The organism is Devosia sp., assembly GCF_017307565.1.
Taxonomy (GTDB): Bacteria; Pseudomonadota; Alphaproteobacteria; order Rhizobiales; family Devosiaceae; genus Devosia.
In genome coordinates this window covers 1-20,339 of sequence record NZ_JAFKHD010000331.1, presented here as the reverse complement: position 1 = coordinate 20,339, position 20,339 = coordinate 1, and the positions used below count along the sequence as shown (strand labels likewise).

Here is a 20,339-nt window from a genome sequence, read left to right as displayed (position 1 = left end):
CGCTATGATCCGGATCAGGGCTATTTCTTTGATCCGCACAAGCTGCTGGTCGATCCCTATGCCCGGCGGCTCGACCGGGTTTTCGTGCGCTCGCCGCGCCTGCGGCTGCCGCGCGAGGAGGCGGTGGATACCGCGCCGCTGATCCCCAAGGCGATCGTGGTCGGCGATGGCAATGAGAACATCCTGCCGCGCAAGAAAGCGCCGAGTCTGTTCTACGAACTCAATGTGCGCGGGTTTTCCATGCGCCATCCGAGCGTGCAGGGGCCGCTGCGCGGGACAATTGCCGGGCTCACCACCAAGTGGGTGATCGACCATTTCAAGCATCTCGGGGTGGACACCGTCCAACTGATGCCGACTGCCGCCTGGATTGATGAAGGGCATTTGCCGGCGCTGGGGCTGACCAACGCCTGGGGCTATAATCCGGTGGCTTATTTTGCCATCGACCCGCGGCTGGCGCCCCGCGGCCCGCAGGAATTGCGGGTGATGACCGATCTCTACCGCAAGAACGGCATCTCGGTGATCCTTGACGTGGTTTATAACCACACCGGCGAGAGCGACGCGCAGGGCCCGATGCTGAGCATGATGGGGCTCGATGCGCACACCTATTACCGCTTCGTCGAGGTCGACGGAAAACAGCACCTGGTCAACGATACCGGCACCGGCAATACGCTGCGCTGTGACCATCCGGCCGTGCAGCGCCTGGTGATCGAGAGCCTGCGCTATTGGGTCGAGGAGATGGGTGTTTCCGGTTTCCGTTTCGACCTCGCAACGGTTCTGGGCCGCGAGCCCGGGTTCAATCCCGACGCGGAAATGATCAAGAAGATCAAGGCCGATCCGATATTGAGCAAGGCCATTCTGGTGGCCGAGCCGTGGGATCCGGGGCCGGGCGGCTATGCGCTGGGGAAATTCGGCAAGGAATTCCAGGAGCATAACGACACGTTCCGCGATGAAGTGCGCTCGTTCTGGAAGGGTGAGCCGGGCAAGATCGGCGCGCTGGCGGGGAAGGTTTCCGGCTCTTCCGAGATTTTCGACGTCGAGGGCCGTAAGCCGAGCAATGGCGTCAACATGCTGGCCGTGCATGACGGTTTTACCCTGCGCGATCTCGTGAGCTACCACGACAAGCACAACGAGGCGAACGGCGAGGGAAATCGCGACGGGCACAACCACAATTCCTCGTGGAATTGCGGGGTGGAGGGCGAAACCGATGACCCCGCGATCAATGCGGCGCGCAAGCGCGACGTGCGGGCGCTGCTGGCGACGCTGTTCCTCTCGCGGGGGACCCCACTGATCCAGCAGGGTGACGAGATGTATCGGACCCAGCAGGGCAACAACAATGCTTATGCGCAGGACAACGAAATCACCTGGGTCGACTGGGACAATGCCGACGGCGCACTGGTCGATTTCGTTGCGGCGGTGAATGTGTTCCGCAAGGCGCATCCGGCGATCAGCCACGACCATTTCCTGACCGGGCAGGACCGGCACGGTTTCCGTGACGTGATGTGGCTGCATCCTGATGGGCGCGAAATGAACGAGGGCGACTGGAACGACAGCGGCGCATCCGTGCTTGGAATGGACCTCAAGCACAAGGACGACGAAGTGCTGGTGTGGTTCAATCGGCGGATCGATCCGGTTGAAGCCACGCTTCCGCCCGGGGAATGGGTGGTGGGCATCGATTCTGACCCCGATACGGCCGTGACCTTTAGCGATGGCAAGGTGGTGGTCGGCGCCCGCTCCGTATTGGCGCTGGTGCGGCCGCAGGCGCCAAAGCAATGATTGTCGCCCAACTCAGCGATATCCATGCCGATGGCTCGGGCGGACGCCTTGAGCGCCTCGACAAGGTGTTGAACTGGCTCAAGCCGATGCGGCCGGATGCCCTGATTGTCAGCGGCGATCTGGCTGAGGCGGCGTTCGACAAGAGCTATCGCGCGGTTCGCGAGCGGCTTGAAGCGGTGGGCTGCCCGTTCTTCGTCGTGCCGGGTAATGTCGATGACCACGGTGACATGCGGCAGGCATTTGGCGCGCGGTTCGGCTGGCCGAGCGACCGGCCGCTCAATGTGGTCGGGCGCGTAGAGGGGCTGCGGATCATCGGGCTCGACGTGACGGTTGAGGATGGCCATTACGGCGATGCGGCGCCGATCCTTGATTGGCTCGCGGACGAGCTTAGTTCGTCGAACGAGCCGACGCTGATTTTTCAGCACCAGCATCCTTTCCTTACCGGTATCGACGGGAAAGACCGCAACACTTGTCACAATGGCGACAGACTGGCGGCGGTGATCGAGGCGGCGGGTGACACCGTGCTGGCGCTGACCTGCGGGCATGTGCACAGGCCGATGTTCACCCGATTTGCCGGACGACAGGCGACGATGGCGCCATCGGTCACCTTGGCCAATCGGCTGCGGCTCGATGGCAAGGAAAGTGCAATCGTCGATCCGCCGGGGCTATTGCTGCACCACTATGTCGATGGGCGGTTGGTCACCCACGTGGTGATGGTGGGCTGAAAGCTAGAGCGGGGCTTCTTCCATGCCGGCGCGGCGATAAAGGCGAATGGCAGCGCTATTGGCGGCCATGACCTTGAGGTCGATCCGCCGAAAGCCGCGTTCTGCAAAGGTGGCGAAGACCGTTGCGAGGAGCGCGTCGCCGACGCCACGCCCGCGCCAGGGGGGCGCTACGGCAAGATCCTTGATGAAGCCGCTGTTCCAGCAAAGGGCTAGAGCCGCCGGGTGGCCTGTCTGGTCGGCGAGGATGACGAGCAGTGCGGGGTCGTATTCTTCGTCCGAGGTGATGGAGGGCCACCACTGGGCAAACGCCGGGACGCTGCCGAAACCATTTGTGTAGGCATCAGCCAGCAGCGCGTGGAGCGCGATCGGGGCGGCGTCTGCGGTGGGGAGGTGTCGGAGACCTTCGGGCATTGCCGGGAAGGTCTCGCTGCCGCTCAGCGCCTTGCGCAGACGCAGGACTTGCGCCACGTCTCTACTCGGCCGCTACGGCCTGGAAGCCGCCGTGCTTTTCGATGAAGCCGATGATCTGGTCGAGGCTTTCGCGGCGCAGAAGGTCGGTGAAGACGTAGGGACGGCCTTCGCGCACCTTCTGCGTGTCGCTTTCCATAACCTCAAGGCTCGCGCCGACATATGGGGCAAGGTCGGTGTGGGTGATGACCAGGAGGTCGGAGCGGGAAATGGCCGGACCGCCCTTGCGCGGGATCTTTTCACCCTGGGCTACAGAGATCACGTAGATGGTGAGGTCGGCCAGATCGGGCGAGAAGGTCGCCGCCAGGTTGTCGCCGCCGCTCTCGACGAGGACGATATCGAGATCGGGAAATTTGCGATTGAGGTCATCAATGGCCGCAAGGTTGAGCGAGGCGTCTTCGCGGATGGCCGTGTGTGGGCAGCCGCCGGTTTCGACGCCGACGATGCGGTCTTCGGAGATGGCTTGGACGCGTGCGAGGATCAGGGCGTCCTCGCGGGTGTAGATGTCATTGGTGACCACGGCCATGGAATAGCGATCACGCATGGCCTTGAGCAACATTTCGCAGAGGGTGGTCTTGCCCGAACCAACCGGACCGCCAATGCCGATACGCAGAGGTCCATTGAGGCTTTTGGTCATGGCAAGACTCCAGATCAGGTAAGGCGGAACACGACCAGGGCGAGGAAGCCGAGGCCAAGTGCAATGCAGAGCGGGGAATAGACCCGGCGATCATTGAGGCGGAAATTCGGCTCGGGCGTCAGTTTGGTCCACCAGTCGGTGAAGCCGACAATGCCGCGGGCAAGGAAAACAGCCGCAAGGGCGAAACCGCCGAGGTTGAGCCAGATGCCGCCGCTGTCGTGGTCGGCAAGCGCCAGGGCATAGATGCCGGCGGCGAAGGTGGCGAGGGCGATAGCGAACGAGGCCAGGCGCGGCGGCATGCGCTCGATGTCCTTGAAACCTACGACGGTCTGGGCGAGCAGCTTCTCGCTGCGGATCGGCCAGGTGCGCCCCATCGACCAGAGAAAATGCGCCAGCGAGACGGCGAAGAGAGCGATGAACATCATGGACGCGATGAACATGTTCATGAACGGAAGATCCTTGTAGGCAGCGTTTCGTGCTGCATCTGGGCTATATCGGCGCCATAGGCGACGCTACCGATTTCGTCCAGTGTGGCATGCTGGCACAGATCGGCCAGTTTGCCGATATCGGGTTCGAGAGCGGCCATGATCGTCAGGCCATCGGTCTGGCCGATCGGCACGAGGCGCACGGCGACCGAGACCTGGCCATGCACCGTGGCCGTGAGGAACGAGACCAGAGTATCCCTGAGCCCGATGGCGTGGGCGCCGGCCAGAGCGCCGACAGCGATCGGATAGGGGCAGGGGTGTGGGAGTTCGAGCGGCTGGTCGACCGGCCAGGCGGCGCTGGCGGTGGCGAAGGCGTTGCCGGTATGGGTCGTTTCGGCGTGCCGCTCGCGTGCCGGCGTCAGCGCGAGGCAGAGGTCGGCCAGCTCCTGCAGAATGGCAGGCGCGCGAGGGTTCTGATGGGCATGTGCAAGCAGGATTGCGTCGGTGCGAATGCTGCCGTGAAGGAGCGCGCCGGTGATCCAGTCCTGGGCCGTTTGCCGGTCGTGGACGAGGAGGCTAGCGATGGCGGTTTCGAGGCCTGCGGACCAAGCGAAGGCGCCCACCGGGAAAGCGGGGGACAGCCAGGTCAGCAGTTTTTGCAGGTCAGCGGTCACTGGCGGGCGAGCAGGGCATGGCCGGCATCGGCGTGACTATGGCTGTGATAGGCGCCGTGCTCGGCAAAGAAGGGTTCGGTTACATCCGTGACGCGGGCGCCGAGGCCTTCGAGCATGGTTTTCAGCACATGGTCGCGCTTGATCAGGATGCGATCGGCGTCGAGCTGGGCAGGGGTGTGGCGATTGCCGATGTGCCAGGCGAGGCGCAACAGGTGGGCGGCGTCTTTGGCGGTGACGGCATAGAGGACTTCATTTGCCGCGAGGATTTCGATCAGCCTGCCGTCTTCGAGCTCCAGCGCGCCCTCATGGTCGAGGGTTACGGTGTTGGGGAAATCGACGAGGACTTCGGTGCCGTTCCGACCCGTGAGCAGTTTGCGGCGCAGGCGGCGTTCGTCATGGGCCAGCGTGATGCTGTCCATGGCGGCGCCACGGCCATGGTGGGCGGGCAGTTGGGCGACGGCTCGAAGCATGGCGGCGATGGCGGGTTCCTGGGTCACTGGGTGGTGTTGAAGAAACGTGCGATCAGGTAGAACTGATAGATGATGTGCACGATGACAATGAACATGTGCAATCGTCGGTCGGTCGATCGCAGAGCGAAGATGCAGAGGACCAGACCTACGGGTACTTGCATGAAATAGGACAGGTCGAAGCGCGCAAGATGCGTGCCGCCCTTGATGATCGTGTCGATCGTATCGAGCATGAACGTCGTGGCGAGGAGCCCGAAGAACCACGGGCGGCGCCTGAGGAAGAAGTCCTCGTAGCCGTTGTACTCGGTAACATTGTCCGGACAGAGCAGGGCCGCCATCAGGAACAGCACGACCGAATAGAAGATGATGAAGAAGGCGATGCCGAAGGTCCAGTTTGAGAGCTGGAACAGGGCAAATTCCCACCACCAGAACAGAATGAGCTCGAGCAGGATCGAGCCCATCCACAACAGGTGAAGAATAGAGCGCCCCGGACGGCTCGGGTGCTGCACCATTCCCGCGAAGGTCATCAGCAGGCGGGTGATGCCCAAACCGACCACCGTGCCCATCACGATGCGAATATGGGGAAATATCTCGGCGGGCGCGTGTGGTTCCATGGTGGCCTAGGGAGTGTTGACCGCTGAAAGGCAGCTGGCGAGGGGCGGATCGTTTTCCTCGGAGCGCAGATCGCGCAGCGTGGCCTCGTCGCCCGTGCTCCACCATTCATAAGGACCGGAGACATAGCGGGCGCCGGACGCGGAAAGCGCGGTGGCGAAGATGTGCGTTTCGCCGTCTACCGGAAGGATGGCGAGAAAGTTCGGCGACGAATTGATGTATTGGACGCGGAAACCTTCGCCATTGTCGCACTGATAGATGACAGTACGCCGCTCGATATCACCGGTTGTGTCGAGCGTCAGGGTGAGGGTCGCGGTGACGGCAGGAGGCGTGGTGGCCGTTGCCGTTTCGGCTGCAGGTGCCTCCTGGGCATGGGCGGCGGATGCCGCGCACAGGACGATGCCGCCGGCGATCAGGCTCCTCAAATCGATCATGATTTTTCCTCGATAGTGTTGGAAACAGTGCGAAGCACCAAGGAGTCTGTCCTCACAATCATGGTGATTGCTTGTTCTGGCAAGATGTCCGGAGCCTAAAAACTAGGCTTCATAGAGGGTTGCAGGCGCGATTTTCTTGAGGTCGCGAGTGGCGAATCCATATTTGCGTCTTGGGCCGGTCGTGAAGCAGGTCCAAGACGTAGCTTCGAACCGCCCCTTGTCAGAACAGAAAATAGCGCTGGGCCATGGGGAGGACGGTTGCTGGTTCGCAGGTCAGGAGGACGCCGTCGGCGCGCACTTCGTAGGTTTCGGGGTGAACGTCGATATGGGGTGTCGCGGCGTTGAGCTTCATGGCCGCCTTGCCGATGCCGCCGCGGGTGTTGGTGACCGGCAAGAGCTGTTTGTCGACGCCGAGGCGGTTGCGCAGGCCCGCGTCGTGGGCTGCCTGGGAGACGAAGGTGACGGAGGAGCGACTGACCAGCTTGCCGTAAGCGCCAAACATGGGGCGGTAGTGCATGGGCTGGGGTGTCGGGATCGAGGCGTTGGGATCGCCCATGGGGGCGGCGGCGATGGAGCCGCCGAGAAGCACCATTTCGGGCTTTACGCCGAAGAAGGCAGGGTTCCAGAGCACGAGATCTGCACGCTTGCCGACTTCGATGGAGCCGATGTGTTGGCTCATGCCGTGGGCGATGGCAGGGTTGATCGTGTATTTGGCGATGTAGCGGCGGACGCGGAAATTGTCGTTGTCGCCGGTTTCCTCAGAGAGCTTGCCGCGCTGGCGCTTCATCTTGTCGGCAGTCTGCCAGGTGCGAATGAGCACTTCGCCGACGCGGCCCATGGCCTGGCTGTCCGAGGAAATGACGGAGAGGGCGCCCATATCGTGCAGGATATCTTCGGCCGCAATGGTTTCCTTGCGGATGCGGCTTTCGGCGAAAGCGACGTCTTCGGGGATCGACTGGTCGAGGTGGTGGCAGACCATGAGCATGTCGAGATGCTCGGCAATGGTGTTGACTGTGTAGGGCCGGGTTGGATTGGTCGAGGAAGGGATGACGTTGGGCAGGCCCGCGACCTTCAGGATGTCGGGGGCGTGGCCGCCGCCGGCGCCTTCGGTGTGGAAGGCGTGGATGGTGCGGCCCTTGAAGGCGCCGACCGTGTCTTCGACAAAGCCGGATTCATTGAGCGTGTCGGTGTGGATCATCACCTGCACGTCATAGGCATCGGCAACCGAAAGGCAGTTGTCGATGGCGGCAGGGGTAGTCCCCCAGTCTTCGTGCAGTTTTAGCGCGGAGGCGCCGGAGAGGATCATTTCTTCGATCGGAGCAGCAACCGCGGCGTTACCCTTACCCGCGAGAGCGAGGTTCATGGGGAAAGCATCGAAGCTTTCGATCATGCGCTCGATGTGCCAGGCGCCGGTGCAGGTGGTGGCGAGCGTGCCATGGGCCGGGCCGGAGCCGCCGCCGAGCATGGTGGTCATGCCGGACATCAGCGCTTCTTCGATCTGCTGGGGGCAGATGAAGTGGATATGGGCATCCATGCCGCCTGCGGTCAGAATCTTGCCTTCGCCGGCGATGGCTTCGGTCGATGGGCCGATGATGATGTCGACGCCCGATTGCGTGTCGGGATTGCCCGCCTTGCCGATGCCGACGATGCGGCCGTTCTTGAGGCCGATATCGGCTTTGAAAATGCCGGTATGGTCGACGACCAGCGCATTGGTGATGACGGTATCGACGGCGCCCTCGGCGCGAGTACGCTGGGACTGCCCCATGCCGTCACGGATGACCTTGCCGCCGCCGAATTTCACTTCCTCGCCATAGGTGGTGAAATCCTTCTCCACCTCGATGAAGAGCTCGGTATCAGCCAGACGCACCTTGTCGCCGGTGGTGGGACCGTACATGTCGGCATAGGAGGCGCGGGAAATGCGGGCGGGCATGTCGAAACTCCGGAAATCAGGAGAGGCGTTGAACGATTGGCGCAAACGACGAAAACGCCCGGCCCGGAAGGGCCGTGCGTGCGGTCGCGTTGTTATGAGAGGTTTTGGAGGCGGTTAGTTGAGCGTGACGGGGTTGAGCGACTGGTAGATTGCGATCGAGCGGTCGATGATCGTGTCGAGATACTTCTCGCCTTCGGCCAACTGCGGATCCTTGCGCATGGTGCCCGAAATCAGCGACATGGCCAGCGCTTGAATGGCGTAGGCATGCTTGGTCTGGCCGGCCTGATGGTACTCGTTGCCGCGCTGCTCGAAGATCTTCAGCAGATCGTTGTAGGTCTGCGGCGTGATCACGGCCTTGGCCTTGGACCAGTTTGGCTGCTGCAGGCTTTTGGCAAGATCGCTGGCGAGATGGCCGATCAACCCAAGGGCCTCGCCATCTTCCTGGCCGGCCTTCTGAATATCGGCCAGGACTGCGGCGAAGCGCTGCTTGAATTCGGCGTTGCGGACTTCTGTGGTCGGGGCTTCGGCAGTCATGGTCATCCAGGCAATGGCAGCTTCGAGTGGCGGAGGTTAAACCACCATTCGCCCGCGATTGCCATGGCATGCGCCAAGATTTGCCGAAGCGTGCCCACATGGTCACAGCGACCCCATGACTTTCTGGCGGAAACCGTAAATCTTGCGATCGCCCCCGATGGGGATCAGGCGCACTTCACGGCTCTGGCCTGGCTCGAAACGCACGGCGGTGCCGGCGGCGATATCGAGCCGCATGCCGCGGGCCTTTTCACGATCGAAGCTGAGGCCCGCATTGGTCTCATAGAAGTGGTAGTGGGAACCGACCTGGATCGGCCGGTCGCCGGTATTGGCAACTTCGAGCACGATCTGTTCGAGCCCGGCATTGAGCTCGATGGTGCCGGCGGCGGGGATGACTTGGCCCGGGATCATGGCTGCCTCACGCGCCGAAGGCGAGCCAGAGGCCGCCGAGAGCGGTGGCGGCGCCGGCCAGGCGGGACAGCGCCTTGCCGCCGAAGCGGCCGAAGCAGAGACCCGCGCCGATGCCGACTGCGTGAAGCACGCCGGTGGCGATGACGAAGCCGATGGCGAACTGCCAGGCGCCGGCCTCACCGAGTTCGCCGCCATGGGCATGGCCGTGGAAGAAGGCAAAAAAGCCAACCATGGCCGCGACTGCGCCGGTGGGAACGGGCAGGGCTAGGGCAATGGCGATACCGATGAAGATCACCGAGGCCAGGATGACCGGCTCGACGAAGGGCAGAGGCATGCCGACGATGGCGGCGACAAAGCCCAGGGCCATGGTGCCGACGAAGGCTGCGGGCACAAGCCAGATGGCGCGGCCGCCCTGCATGGCGGCCCAAAGGCCCACGGCGATCATGGCCAGGATATGATCGAGGCCGAAGAGGGGATGGCTGAAACCGGCCGCGAAAGAGCCGTGCTCGATCGGATCAAGATGGGCGAAGGCGGGCAGGGTGGCCGCGGCGGTGATGGCGAGAGCCAGGGAGATGCGCTTGAGCATATTGGGCCTCTTTAGCGGATGGGTTGGTGGACGGTGACGAGCTTGGTGCCGTCGGGGAAGGTGGCTTCGACCTGCACGTCGTGGATCATCTCGGCTATGCCTTCCATGACCTGGGCGCGAGTGACCACATGGGCGCCCGCTTCCATGAGCTCGGAGACGGGGCGGCCATCGCGGGCGCCTTCGACGACGAAATCGGTGATGAGGGCAATGGCCTCTGGGTGATTGAGCTTCACGCCGCGCTCGAGGCGCTTGCGCGCGACGATGGCGGCCATTGCGATGAGAAGCTTGTCTTTTTCACGTGGGGTGAGGTTCATCGGCCGTTTCCTAGAGATGCCACAGGCGCGGCAGCGAGCCGGCGCCGGTCAGTTCGATGAGAGTTGGAACCAGTAGTTTTCTGAGGGCGAGCCCGGTGGGTGCCATGGCGCGGACAACGAGGCGTTCGCCATTGGCGCTGGCCGCGATCAGGCCATTTGCGGGTGGAAGGGCTCTGACACGGTCCAGCATGCGCCCGGCCATGTCGGGACTTGCTGCGACGTGCAGCACCGAGGCGAAGGCCCGGCAGCCGCGCAGCAGCGAGAGGCCGTCGCGTTCACTGCCCTCGCCAGTCAGCCGGGTCGCTTCGGCGTGAATCAGGCGGTTCTGGCGATAGATGCGCCAGGTGTCAGAGAAGCGGGCGTCGCGGGCTTCTTCGCCCATGGCGTCGCGGCCCAGCAACACAGCCTCGATGGCGGTGAGCGTGGCGCCCTCATCGAGGCGAATGGTCAGCCGCCGGTCGAGCCTGCTGGCGGCAAAGAGAATGGTCTCCTGCGGCAGCCAATCCAGGTGGGCATTGGCGCCAACGGCGACATCGGCCTCGACATGCGCTGTGTCGCCGGTCGAGCGATAGCTGCGCTCGCAGGCCTGGGTGGTGATGACCAGGCGCCCGCCAGGGGCAACGTCCGCGCCCCATTGCAGATGATCGCCACCAGTAATGCCACCGGCAGTATTGATGAACACCGCCTCGAGCGCGGAAGAATGTGTGCGGGGCAAGCGTATCTTGCCGCACCCCTCCTGGAAAAGCTTGTCAATACAAGTCTTTCCGTCGCGTTGCTTGGTGCCGATGCGGGCAATGCCCCTGGCCCGCTGCAACACTGGCGGGGATACTACCGGATCAGAATTTGGCACTGCGGCAAAATTCATTGCAACGATCCTGTGATCATCTCGTTGTCTACACGAGCAAACGCTCTTTCATTGAGAATTTTCAAGAGGTTATTCAAATGACCATTAAATCTGCTCTGTCCGTTGCCGCGCTTACCGTTGCCCTCACCGGTGCTGCCTTTGCGCAGGGAATGACAATGAATGGCGCCCCCGTCTCCGAATCCGACATGCCGGCCGTGCAGGAACGCTGCGACCAGCTGTCCAATGCTGCCGCGACGCAGTCCCTGACGGACAACTCCAGTGACACTCACAGCGACGCAAATGATGCGAACGACACCAACGACACCAACGACACCAACGCGTCGAATGATGCAGTGCTCGAAAATGCTCCGGAAACGAACGAATTGGCGAATGCGACCACGAAGATTGATCTGGACACGATCAGTCTTCAGGCCTGCATCGATGGTGGCTTCGTCACTCAATAATCGATCGCTCATCGCGGTTAAGTGGCACCCGGCAGCGCTGGGTGCCTTTTTCATACCATCAGGTGTTTGCGTACATCCGGCCGGTCGAGATCGCTGGCAGGGCCTTGGTGCATGATCTCACCGCGGTCCATGACGTAGATGTCGTCGGCAATTTCCCGGCAGAAATCGAGGAACTGCTCAACGAGCAGGATGGTCATGCCCTTCTCGTCGCGCAGGAATTGCAACGCGCGGCCGATGTCCTTGATGATCGAGGGCTGGATGCCCTCGGTGGGTTCATCAAGAACCAGAACTTTGGGTCGGGTGACCAGAGCGCGGCCGATAGCGAGATGCTGCTGCTGGCCACCCGAGAGATCGCCGCCCCGCCGCCCAAGCATGGACTTGAGCACGGGGAACAGCTCGAAGATGTATTCGGGAATATTGCGGTCGCTGCGGGCGAGGCCGGCATAGCCGGTTTCGAGGTTTTCTTTCACCGTCAGCAGCGGGAAGATTTCGCGACCCTGCGGCACATAGCCGATACCCATACGCGCGCGCTTGTAGGGTGGCGTTTTTTTGAGCACGTCGCTGCCGAAAGTTATGGCACCCGACGAGATATGATTGATGCCGGTGATGGCGCGGAGGGTCGACGACTTGCCGACACCATTGCGGCCGAGGACGGCGGTAATCTTGCCCGGCTGGCAGTCGATGGAGACACCCTTGAGCGCTTGGGCGGCGCCGTAGTGAAGGTCGATGGCTGAGATCGAGAGTGCTGCGGTCATCGGCCAAGGTACCTTTCGATCACGACGGGATTGGCGCTGACCTGGTCCAGAGAACCCTCGGCCAGCACAGCGCCTTCGGCGAGGCACACGACGCGCGAACCCAGCTCGCGCACGAAGCTCATGTCGTGCTCGACCACTACGACGGATCGGGTCTTGGCGATTTCGCGCAGCAGTTTCGCGGTCTCCTCGGTTTCACTGTCGGTCATGCCGGCGACGGGTTCGTCGACGAGCAGGAGCTTCGGATCTTGTGCAAGCAGCATGCCAATTTCGAGCCACTGCTTTTGGCCGTGGCTGAGATTGGCGGCGAGCTCATCCTTGCGGTGGAGGAGTCGAACTGTTTCGAGGATTTCGGTGATGCGGGCGACGTCATCGTCGCTGGCAGTGTAGAAGAGCGCATTGAAGATGCCGCGCGGCTTCTTCAGCGCCATTTCGAGATTGTCCCAGATGGTGTGGCTCTCGAAGACGGTCGGCTTCTGGAATTTGCGGCCGATGCCGAGATTGGCGATCGTGGCTTCGTCCAGTTTCGTCAGGTCGGTGCGGCCGTCGAACATGACGTCGCCGGCGTCTGGCCGCGTCTTGCCGGTGATGATGTCCATCATCGTGGTCTTGCCCGCGCCATTGGGGCCGATAATGGCCAGCATTTCGGTGGGCCGGACGATGATCGAGAGATTGTTGATGGCCTTGAAACCGTCAAAGGCGACCGAGACGCCGTTAAGGTAGAGCATCGTATCCTGAGCTTTGCTCATTGGCTTTACTCCGCCGGCCGGGGGTGAACATTGTCGAAAGTGCTGGGGTCTTCACCGCGCTCGATGTCGGCCGATTGGGCTGGGGTTGGCGAGGACGGTTCCTCGGCCTTCTTGCGATTGGCGCCAAAAATCTGCTTCCAGAGGCCGACGATGCCTTTGGGTAAGAAGAGCGTCACGAAGATGAAGAGGGCGCCCAGTGCAAAGAGCCAGAATTCGGGGAGGGCGCTGGTGAACCAGGATTTGCCGAGATTGACGACGATGGCGCCGATGATCGGGCCGACCAGGGTGCCGCGGCCGCCGACGGCGGTCCAGATGACGACTTCGATGGAATTGCCGGGCTCGAATTCGCCGGGATTGATGATGCCGACCTGCGGCACATAGAGAGCACCGGCAATGCCCGCCATGATGGCCGAGACGGTGAAGGCGAAGAGTTTTGCGTATTCGACGCGATAGCCGATGAAGCGCGTGCGGCTTTCGGCATCGCGTACGGCCACCATGACTTTGCCGAGCTTGGAATTGACAATCATCGAGCAGACGAGGACGGAGAGGGCCAGCGCAATCGCCGTTGCGGCGAAGAGGATGACGCGCGTCGTCTGAGCCTGGACAGGGGCGCCGAGGATGTCCTTGAAGTCGGTGAGGCCGTTATTGCCGCCAAAGCCCATGTCGTTGCGGAAGAAGGCGAGCAACAGGGCGAACGTCATCGCCTGGGTGATGATCGAGAGATAGACGCCTGTCACGCGGCTCCTAAAGGCGAAGAAGCCGAAGATGAAAGCGAGGAGGCCGGGCACTACGACGACCATGGCCATGGCGAACCAGAAATTATCGAAGCCCAGCCAATACCAGGGCAGCTCCTTCCAATTGAGGAAGACCATGAAGTCGGGGAGTGTCGGATTGCCATAGACGCCGCGGGTGCCGATCTGGCGCATGAGATACATGCCCATGGCATAGCCGCCGAGCGCGAAGAAGGCGCTGTGGCCGAGAGAGAGAATCCCGCCATAGCCCCAGACGAGGTCGAGCGCGAGCGCCAGAATGGCGTAGCTGAGATATTTGCCGAGCAGCGAGACAAGATAGGTCGGCACGTGGCCGAACTGGCCTGGGGGGACCAGCAGATTGGCTATAGGGACGAGCACGGCAACGGCGAGGAAGATGCCGATGACCCATACGGCCTTTTTGTCGAGCGCGCGGAACAGGGCTTGGGTCAGCATGCGATGTCTCCGGAAGTCAGGGTGCGGGGAGGAACGATGATCATTGTTCGATCGCCCTTCCCTTGAGGGCGAAAAGGCCCCGCGGACGCCGCTGGATGAAGAGGATGATCAGCACCAGGATCAGGATCTTGCCGAGCACCGCGCCGGCATAGGGCTCGAGGAATTTGTTGGCGACGCCGAGTGTCAGCGCGCCGACAAAGGTACCCCAGAGGTTGCCCACGCCGCCGAAGACCACGACCATGAAGCTGTCGATGATGTAGTTCTGGCCGAGGTTCGGGGAGATATTGTCGATCTGGGTGAGCGCTACACCGGCGAGGCCCGCAATGCCTGAGCCCAGGCCAAAAGTCATGGCGTCGACGAAGGGGGTACGGATGCCCATGGCCGAGGCCATGCGGCGGTTCTGCGTGACGGCGCGCATCTGCAGGCCGAGCGGCGTGCGGTTGAGGATCAGCAGCAGCATGAAGAAGACGATCAGCGCAAAGATCACGATCCAGAAGCGGTTGTAAGTGATGGCGAGACCGAAGAAATCGGTGGAGCCGGACATCCAGGTTGGCGCGATGACCATCTGGTTGGTGGGGCCGAAGATCGAGCGCACGGTCTGCTGCAAGATCAGGGATAGACCCCAGGTGGCGAGCAGGGTTTCGAGCGGGCGACCGTAGAGCCAGCGAATGATGCCGCGCTCGATGCCGACGCCGATGGCGCCGGTAACGAGGAATGCGACGGGCAGGGCGATGAGCAGTGAATAATCGAGCAGACCCGGAAAATTCTGGCGGATGACGAGTTGCACGAGGAACGTCGTGTAGGCGCCGAGCATGACCATTTCGCCATGGGCCATGTTGATGATCCCCATGACGCCGAAGGTGATTGCGAGGCCGATGGCGGCGAGGAGGAGGACGGAGCCGAGAGAAACGCCGAACCAGACGTTCTGTAGTGCGCCCCAGACGGCGCGACCCTGTTCGAGGCCGGAGATGGCGGATTGGATCGTTGGCTTCACTTCGTCGGGCGCACTGGCGAGGGCGCCGGTGAGAATAGTGATGGCGTTGCGGCCGGCGCCAGAGACGATCTGTGGCACGGCAGCCAGCTTGTCTTCGATGCTGGCATCTTCGCTGGTCAGGATGGTGACGGCGCGGGCGGCCTGCATGACGGAGCGGACATTGGCTTCGGTTTCGGCGGCGATGGCTTCATCAAGCAGAGGTAGGTTGGCCGCGTCTGGCTTGGACAGAAAACCCCGAGCGGCGGAGAGGCGCGTCGATGGGTTGTCGCTCATCAGCGTCATGCCGGAGAGGGCCGCGGAAATGTCGCGCCGGAGGCCGTTGTTGACGCGGATGCGCGAGAGGTCGGCGTCTGCGCCGAGGTCGACGGCCTCGCCTGTCAGCGGGTCGGTGATAGCCGAGCCGCGCTGGATGACGACCGCGCCGGAGGTTTCGTCGAGATAGAGATTGCCTTCGCCGAGGGCGGTGAGGACCGGAACGACCGCGGGATCGCCAGTCGAGGCGAGTGTCGTAATGATCGTACCGAGTTCGCGGAGGCTGGCTTCGCCCAAGGCGGTGACTTGAGCCGGAATATCGACTGCGGCGTCCTGAGCGCGCACCATCTGCGTAGGCAGCAGAAGCGACAGGGTGAGAAGTGCCAGGCGGAGAATTTGAGTCAGCATCGCTTGGAAAGTCCTTGTCGCTGCGAGAGAAAGAGGCAGGGGCGGTAGCCGCCCCTGCCGGGTTCAAGCGGTTCGCTTACTGTGCGGAGCCGCCGCAGGTCTTGGTTTCGGTGTTGTAGTTGCCGCAGTTGATCGGGGCGGTCCAATCGGCTTCCAACATCTTGGATTCGGGCAGGTAGTCGGACCATGCGTCGCCGGGGACGAGGTCTTCGGTTTCCCAGACCACGAAGAACTGGCCGTCATCCTGGATTTCACCGATCAGCACGGGTTTGGTGATGTGGTGGTTCGGGAGCATCTTGGCGGTGCCGCCGGTCAGGTTCGGCGTTTCGAGGCCGACGATCGAGTCGATCACGGCGTCGGCTTCGGTCGAACCGGCAGCTTCCACGGCCTTCACCCAGAGGTTGAAGCCGATCATGTGGGCTTCCATCGGGTCGTTGGTGACGCGGGTGTCCGAACCGATGAACTTCTGCCAATCAGCGATGAACGCCTCGTTCTCCGGCGTGTCGACCGACATGAAGTAGTTCCAGGCGGCGAGGTGGCCCACGAGCGGGGTGGTATCGAAGCCGGAAAGCTCTTCTTCGCCGACCGAGAAGGCGACGACGGGGATGTCTTCGGCCTTGATGCCCTGGTTGCCCAGTTCACGGTAGAACGGCACGTTGGCATCGCCGTTGATGGTCGAGACCACGGCGGTCTTCTTGCCTTCCGAACCAAAGGTCTTGATGTCGGAGACGATCGTCTGCCAGTCGGAATGACCGAAGGGCGTGTAGTTGATCATGATGTCTTCCGGAGCCACGCCCTTGTCGAGCAGGTACTGCTCGAGAATCTTGTTGGTGGTCTGGGGATAGACATAGTCGGTGCCGGCGAGGACCCAGCGCTCGACCGAGCCGCCGTCTTCGCTCATCAGGTAGTCGACGGCCGGGATGGCCTGCTGGTTCGGGGAGGCGCCGGTGTAGAACACGTTGCGCTGGGATTCTTCGCCTTCGTACTGGACGGGGTAGAAGAGTAGCGAGTTCAGTTCTTCAAAGACCGGCAACACGGACTTGCGGCAGACCGAGGTCCAGCAGCCAAAAACCACGTCGACATCGTCGACTTCGATCAACTGACGGGCGAGTTCGGCGGCCAGCGGCCAGTCTGAAGCGATGTCGACCACGACGGGCTCGAGCTTCTTGCCGAGAACGCCGCCCTTGGCATTTTGCTGTTCGATGAGGAACAGCATGGTGTCCTTGAGGGTGGTTTCCGAAATCGCCATCGTGCCCGAGAGCGAGTGCAGGATACCGACCTTGATGGTGTCTTCCTGGGCCATGGCCGGAGCCATGGGCAGGGAAACGCTGCCGGCGAGTGCCGCGGCGAGCAGGGCGCTTTTGGCGCGCGAGAAGTTCATGTGTTCGTCCCTCTAGTTTGTTTGACCCCAGGAGACAGCCAAGGGAGGCGCCTCGATGGGGGCACCTGAGACGATTTTTTGGGGGAGCCCTATACGTCGATTGACGTAACCGGCTGAGGGTCAGATTCCGCGCATTGCTGGAAGCGCCTGAAAAACCGCGTGATTTTGCTCAAATCCGTGCTAAGACGGCTTTGGTGAATTTTTGAGCAACGCGTTGGATTGTCTAAAAATATGGCGCGACAGCGGATCATTCCCATCAGACGCGAATACAATCGCTGGGTCGCCAATCAGACGCTGGAAGACTATGCGCTGCGCTTTACGGCCAAGTCTGCACGCCGCTTTTCCAATGATCGAATCTCGCAAACGGCCATTGGCGCGATATCGTTTCTGGCGCTGGAGGCGATTGGCGGTAGCATTACGTTGTCATATGGGACGACCAATGCGCTGATTGCGATAGTCGTCGCGTCAATCGCCATCCTGCTCGTCGGCGTGCCGATTTCGCGCTATGCGACGCGGCATGGGGTTGATGTCGATCTCCTTACCCGCGGTGCCAGCTTTGGCTATATCGGCTCGACGATCACCTCGCTGATCTATGCGAGCTTCACCTTCATCCTCTTCGCCATCGAAGCCTCGATCATGTCGAGCGCGCTGGAGTTGGCTTTCGGCATTCCGCTCTGGATGGGGCACATCATCTCGGCTGTTATCGTCATTCCGCTGGTGACGCACGGCATCAGGATGATTTCGAGCTTTCAGGTGCTGACGCAGCCGATCTGGATCGTGCTGAACATCCTGCCATTCTTCTTCATCGCCTTCATGGATTGGGAGAAGTTTGACCTCTGGCGGGCCTTTGCCGGGCTGGGCCAGCCGGAAGGGGCGGCCGGGACGATCTCGCCCCTCGATATCGCCAAGTTTGGTGCGGCTTCGGCGGTCATTCTGGCGCTGATGACGCAGATCGGGGAGCAGGTCGATTTTTTGCGATTTTTGCCTGCCGAAGGCGCGCCGAAGTGGCGGCAGAAGCTCGGGATTTTTCTGGCGGGGGCCGGGTGGGTTGTCGTTGGCGCGCCGAAGCTGATTGCGGGGTCGTTTCTGGCGTTTCTGGCGCTGTCGTCAGGTGTCTCGCCGGAGCATGCGTCAGAGCCCGGTTACATGTATGCCGTGGCTTTTGGCTACATGATCCCCAATGAACTTGTAGCGCTGATGCTGATGGCGGTTTTTGTCGTCGTCAGCCAGCTCAAGATCAATGTGATGAATGCCTATGCCGGGTCGCTGGCCTGGTCGAACTTCTTTTCGCGGTTGACGCATAGCCATCCGGGCCGCGTCGTCTGGCTACTGTTCAACGTCGCTATCGCGCTGCTGCTGATGGAGCTTGGGATTTATCGGCTGCTTGAGGAGACGCTCGGGATTTTCTCGATCATCGCCATGGCCTGGCTCTGCTCGATTTCGGCCGATCTTTTCGTCAACAAACCGCTGGGTCTTTCGCCGCCGGGCATCGAGTTCAAGCGGGCGCATCTTTATGACATCAATCCGGTTGGTGTTGGCTCGATGCTGCTCTCGGCGGTGATTGCGCTGGCGGCGCATTTTGGCGCGTTTGGCGGAATGGCGGCTGCGCTGGCGCCCTATATCGCGCTGGTGGTTTGCTTCATTGCTTCGCCCGCCATCGCCTGGGCGACCAAGGGCAAATACTATCTGGCACGCAAACCGCGAAAAGCGTGGGCGAACAAGACTTCGCTGACCTGCTCGATCTGCGAGCACCCCTTCGAGCCGGAAGACATGGCGTGGTGCCCGGCCTATGCGGCGCCGATCTGTTCGCTCTGTTGTTCGCTCGATGCGCGGTGCCATGACATGTGCAAGCCGCATGCGCATTTCCGGGCGCAGACGCATGCAGTGGCGTCGAGTGTCTTGCCGCAATGGGCAATTGAGAAATTGCAGACCCGGATTGGGCGCTATGGCATGTCCATGGGCATCGCAACGGCCATTCTCGGCGGCATTCTGGGGCTCATCTACTATTTTGCCAGTCAATCGGCGCCGGACACCTCGGATGTGGTGGGAGGCACGCTGCTGGTCGTGTTCTTCGTTTTTGCCGTGGCGGCGGGGATCATGACCTGGTTCCTGGTGCTGGCGCATGACAGCCGGCTTGTCGCCGAAGAGGAGAGCACGCGGCAAAACACCTTGCTGCTCAAGGAAATCGATGCGCATGGCAAGACCGATGCCGAGCTGCAGCGGGCCAAGGAAAAGGCCGAGGCGGCCAATCAGGCCAAGTCACGCTATGTTGTCGGCCTCAGCCACGAGTTGCGCACGCCGCTCAATGCGGTGATGGGCTATGCGCAAATCCTCGAGCGCGATCCAGAGGTGCCGGAGAACCGGCGCGGTTCGGTGCAGGTGATCCGGCGGAGTGCGGAGCATCTGTCGGGGTTGATCGATGGCCTGCTCGATATTTCCAAGATCGAGGCGGGGCGGCTGCACGTCTATTCCAACGAGATCAATATCCAAGATTTTCTGGATCAGATCGTCGACATGTTCAGGCTGCAAGCGGCGGCCAAGGGGTTGGAATTCCGCCATTCGCGCGCCAAGGCGCTGCCGGTCTATGTGCGAACCGACGAGAAGCGGCTGCGGCAGATTCTGGTCAATCTGCTGTCCAATGCCATCAAGTTCACCAGTTCAGGTTATGTGAGCTTCGAGGTCGGATATCGCATGCAGGTGGCGACGTTCACTGTATCGGATAGCGGCAGCGGCATTTCCGCTGGGGATCTCGACCATATCTTCGAGCCCTTCGTGCGCGGCGAGGCTGAGCACAATCGGTTCACGCCGGGCCTTGGCCTTGGGTTGACCATTACAAAGCTGCTGACGGAAACGCTGGGTGGTGAGATTACCGTGTCGAGCACGGTTGGGGTGGGGACGCGCTTCCAGGCGCGGCTGATGCTGGCCAAGGTCGAGCGGACGAGCCGGCGCTTGGTCGGTCTGCGGCGGATCATCGGCTATGCCGGGCCCACCAGGGTGATCATGGTGGTCGATGACAATCAGGATCATCGCGAGCTGATGCGCGAAATGCTGTCGCCGCTCGGCTTTGTGGTGCTGACGGCGGGTGATGGCCTTGCCTGTCTCGAAGAGGTGTCGCTGACGCGGCCGGACATGTTCTTCATCGATATCCGCATGCCGGGCATGAGCGGCTGGGATCTGGTGGCGACTTTGCGCGAGCGCGGCTTTGCCGACCCCATTGTCATGCTCTCGGCCAATATCGGCGACGGCGCAGGGCCGGCGAGCCGCGATGCGGGGCACAACGATGCGCTCGCCAAGCCGTTCGAG

22 protein-coding genes are annotated in these 20,339 nt (G+C 61.9%); 4 read left to right on the top strand and 18 right to left on the bottom strand.

What is annotated here, in order from left to right; all coding sequences use genetic code 11:
- Window positions 1–1,773, top strand: a 1,773-nt coding sequence (gene glgX / locus J0I64_RS12220) for a glycogen debranching protein GlgX (RefSeq protein ID WP_291408554.1), incomplete at its 5' end; no start/stop codon positions are given.
- Complete coding sequence (locus J0I64_RS12215) at window positions 1,770–2,498, top strand: metallophosphoesterase (protein ID WP_291408553.1); 729 nt, start codon at window positions 1,770–1,772, stop codon at window positions 2,496–2,498. The genes glgX and J0I64_RS12215, both read left to right, overlap by 4 nt.
- Before the next feature lie 3 nt (window positions 2,499–2,501).
- Here J0I64_RS12215 and J0I64_RS12210 read toward each other — a convergent pair whose 3' ends face one another.
- From J0I64_RS12210 to J0I64_RS12150, 13 genes are all read right to left on the bottom strand, one after another.
- Window positions 2,502–2,966, bottom strand: a complete 465-nt coding sequence (locus J0I64_RS12210) for a GNAT family N-acetyltransferase (protein WP_291408551.1) — start codon at window positions 2,964–2,966, stop codon at window positions 2,502–2,504.
- 4 nt (window positions 2,967–2,970) lie between these two features.
- Window positions 2,971–3,603 carry an urease accessory protein UreG gene (gene ureG, locus J0I64_RS12205; protein WP_291408549.1) on the bottom strand — a complete coding sequence of 211 codons (633 nt, stop codon included), beginning with the start codon at window positions 3,601–3,603 and terminating at the stop codon, window positions 2,971–2,973.
- Between the two features lie 14 nt (window positions 3,604–3,617).
- Window positions 3,618–4,049 (bottom strand): DUF3995 domain-containing protein, encoded by a 432-nt coding sequence (locus J0I64_RS12200; RefSeq protein ID WP_291408547.1) that lies wholly within the window; start codon window positions 4,047–4,049, stop codon window positions 3,618–3,620.
- Window positions 4,046–4,702: an urease accessory protein UreF gene (locus tag J0I64_RS12195; protein WP_291408545.1), complete on the bottom strand. Its 657-nt coding sequence runs from the start codon at window positions 4,700–4,702 to the stop codon at window positions 4,046–4,048. Before J0I64_RS12195 ends, J0I64_RS12200 begins: the two co-directional genes overlap by 4 nt.
- Complete coding sequence (locus J0I64_RS12190) at window positions 4,699–5,199, bottom strand: urease accessory protein UreE (RefSeq protein ID WP_291408543.1); 501 nt, start codon at window positions 5,197–5,199, stop codon at window positions 4,699–4,701. Before J0I64_RS12190 ends, J0I64_RS12195 begins: the two co-directional genes overlap by 4 nt.
- A complete protein-coding gene (locus tag J0I64_RS12185) occupies window positions 5,196–5,783 on the bottom strand; it encodes a hypothetical protein (protein WP_291408541.1) in 588 nt (195 codons plus the stop codon). The genes J0I64_RS12190 and J0I64_RS12185 overlap by 4 nt, the downstream gene beginning before the upstream one ends.
- A gap of 6 nt (window positions 5,784–5,789) precedes the next feature.
- Window positions 5,790–6,215 carry an MliC family protein gene (locus tag J0I64_RS12180; RefSeq protein ID WP_291408540.1) on the bottom strand — a complete coding sequence of 142 codons (426 nt, stop codon included), beginning with the start codon at window positions 6,213–6,215 and terminating at the stop codon, window positions 5,790–5,792.
- Window positions 6,216–6,435: 220 nt separating this feature from the next.
- Entirely contained in the window at window positions 6,436–8,145 is a 1,710-nt protein-coding gene (gene ureC, locus J0I64_RS12175) for an urease subunit alpha (protein ID WP_291408537.1), read from the bottom strand.
- Window positions 8,146–8,259: 114 nt separating this feature from the next.
- Window positions 8,260–8,679 carry a hypothetical protein gene (locus J0I64_RS12170; protein ID WP_291408536.1) on the bottom strand — a complete coding sequence of 140 codons (420 nt, stop codon included), beginning with the start codon at window positions 8,677–8,679 and terminating at the stop codon, window positions 8,260–8,262.
- Window positions 8,680–8,781: 102 nt separating this feature from the next.
- A complete protein-coding gene (locus J0I64_RS12165) occupies window positions 8,782–9,087 on the bottom strand; it encodes an urease subunit beta (protein WP_291408534.1) in 306 nt (101 codons plus the stop codon).
- 7 nt (window positions 9,088–9,094) lie between these two features.
- Window positions 9,095–9,673, bottom strand: coding sequence for a HupE/UreJ family protein (locus tag J0I64_RS12160; RefSeq protein WP_291408532.1), 579 nt, complete (start codon window positions 9,671–9,673; stop codon window positions 9,095–9,097).
- A gap of 11 nt (window positions 9,674–9,684) precedes the next feature.
- A complete protein-coding gene (locus J0I64_RS12155) occupies window positions 9,685–9,987 on the bottom strand; it encodes an urease subunit gamma (RefSeq protein WP_056307006.1) in 303 nt (100 codons plus the stop codon).
- A 10-nt stretch (window positions 9,988–9,997) separates the two neighbouring features.
- The gene (locus tag J0I64_RS12150) at window positions 9,998–10,702 is read right to left on the bottom strand and encodes an urease accessory protein UreD (protein ID WP_291408526.1); all 705 of its coding nucleotides are present in this window, start codon (window positions 10,700–10,702) and stop codon (window positions 9,998–10,000) included.
- 227 nt (window positions 10,703–10,929) lie between these two features.
- On the opposite strand from J0I64_RS12150, the gene J0I64_RS12145 reads away from it, so the two are divergent.
- On the top strand, window positions 10,930–11,295 hold the full coding sequence (locus J0I64_RS12145; protein WP_291408523.1) for a hypothetical protein: 366 nt from the start codon (window positions 10,930–10,932) through the stop codon (window positions 11,293–11,295).
- Between the two features lie 50 nt (window positions 11,296–11,345).
- Here J0I64_RS12145 and urtE read toward each other — a convergent pair whose 3' ends face one another.
- The 5 genes from urtE to urtA all read right to left on the bottom strand — a co-directional run bounded on the left by urtE (window position 11,346) and on the right by urtA (window position 17,036).
- Window positions 11,346–12,050 (bottom strand): urea ABC transporter ATP-binding subunit UrtE, encoded by a 705-nt coding sequence (gene urtE / locus J0I64_RS12140; protein ID WP_291408521.1) that lies wholly within the window; start codon window positions 12,048–12,050, stop codon window positions 11,346–11,348.
- The gene (urtD, locus tag J0I64_RS12135) at window positions 12,047–12,796 is read right to left on the bottom strand and encodes an urea ABC transporter ATP-binding protein UrtD (protein ID WP_291408519.1); all 750 of its coding nucleotides are present in this window, start codon (window positions 12,794–12,796) and stop codon (window positions 12,047–12,049) included. The genes urtE and urtD overlap by 4 nt, the downstream gene beginning before the upstream one ends.
- 5 nt (window positions 12,797–12,801) lie before the next feature.
- On the bottom strand, window positions 12,802–14,001 hold the full coding sequence (urtC, locus tag J0I64_RS12130; protein WP_291408517.1) for an urea ABC transporter permease subunit UrtC: 1,200 nt from the start codon (window positions 13,999–14,001) through the stop codon (window positions 12,802–12,804).
- 40 nt (window positions 14,002–14,041) lie between these two features.
- Window positions 14,042–15,655: an urea ABC transporter permease subunit UrtB gene (gene urtB, locus J0I64_RS12125; RefSeq protein WP_291408514.1), complete on the bottom strand. Its 1,614-nt coding sequence runs from the start codon at window positions 15,653–15,655 to the stop codon at window positions 14,042–14,044.
- Between the two features lie 76 nt (window positions 15,656–15,731).
- Entirely contained in the window at window positions 15,732–17,036 is a 1,305-nt protein-coding gene (urtA, locus tag J0I64_RS12120) for an urea ABC transporter substrate-binding protein (protein WP_291408511.1), read from the bottom strand.
- Window positions 17,037–17,267: 231 nt separating this feature from the next.
- Between urtA and J0I64_RS12115 the strand changes: the two genes are divergently transcribed.
- Window positions 17,268–20,339: ATP-binding protein (locus J0I64_RS12115; protein ID WP_291408509.1), on the top strand; the 3,072-nt coding region annotated here is incomplete at its 3' end.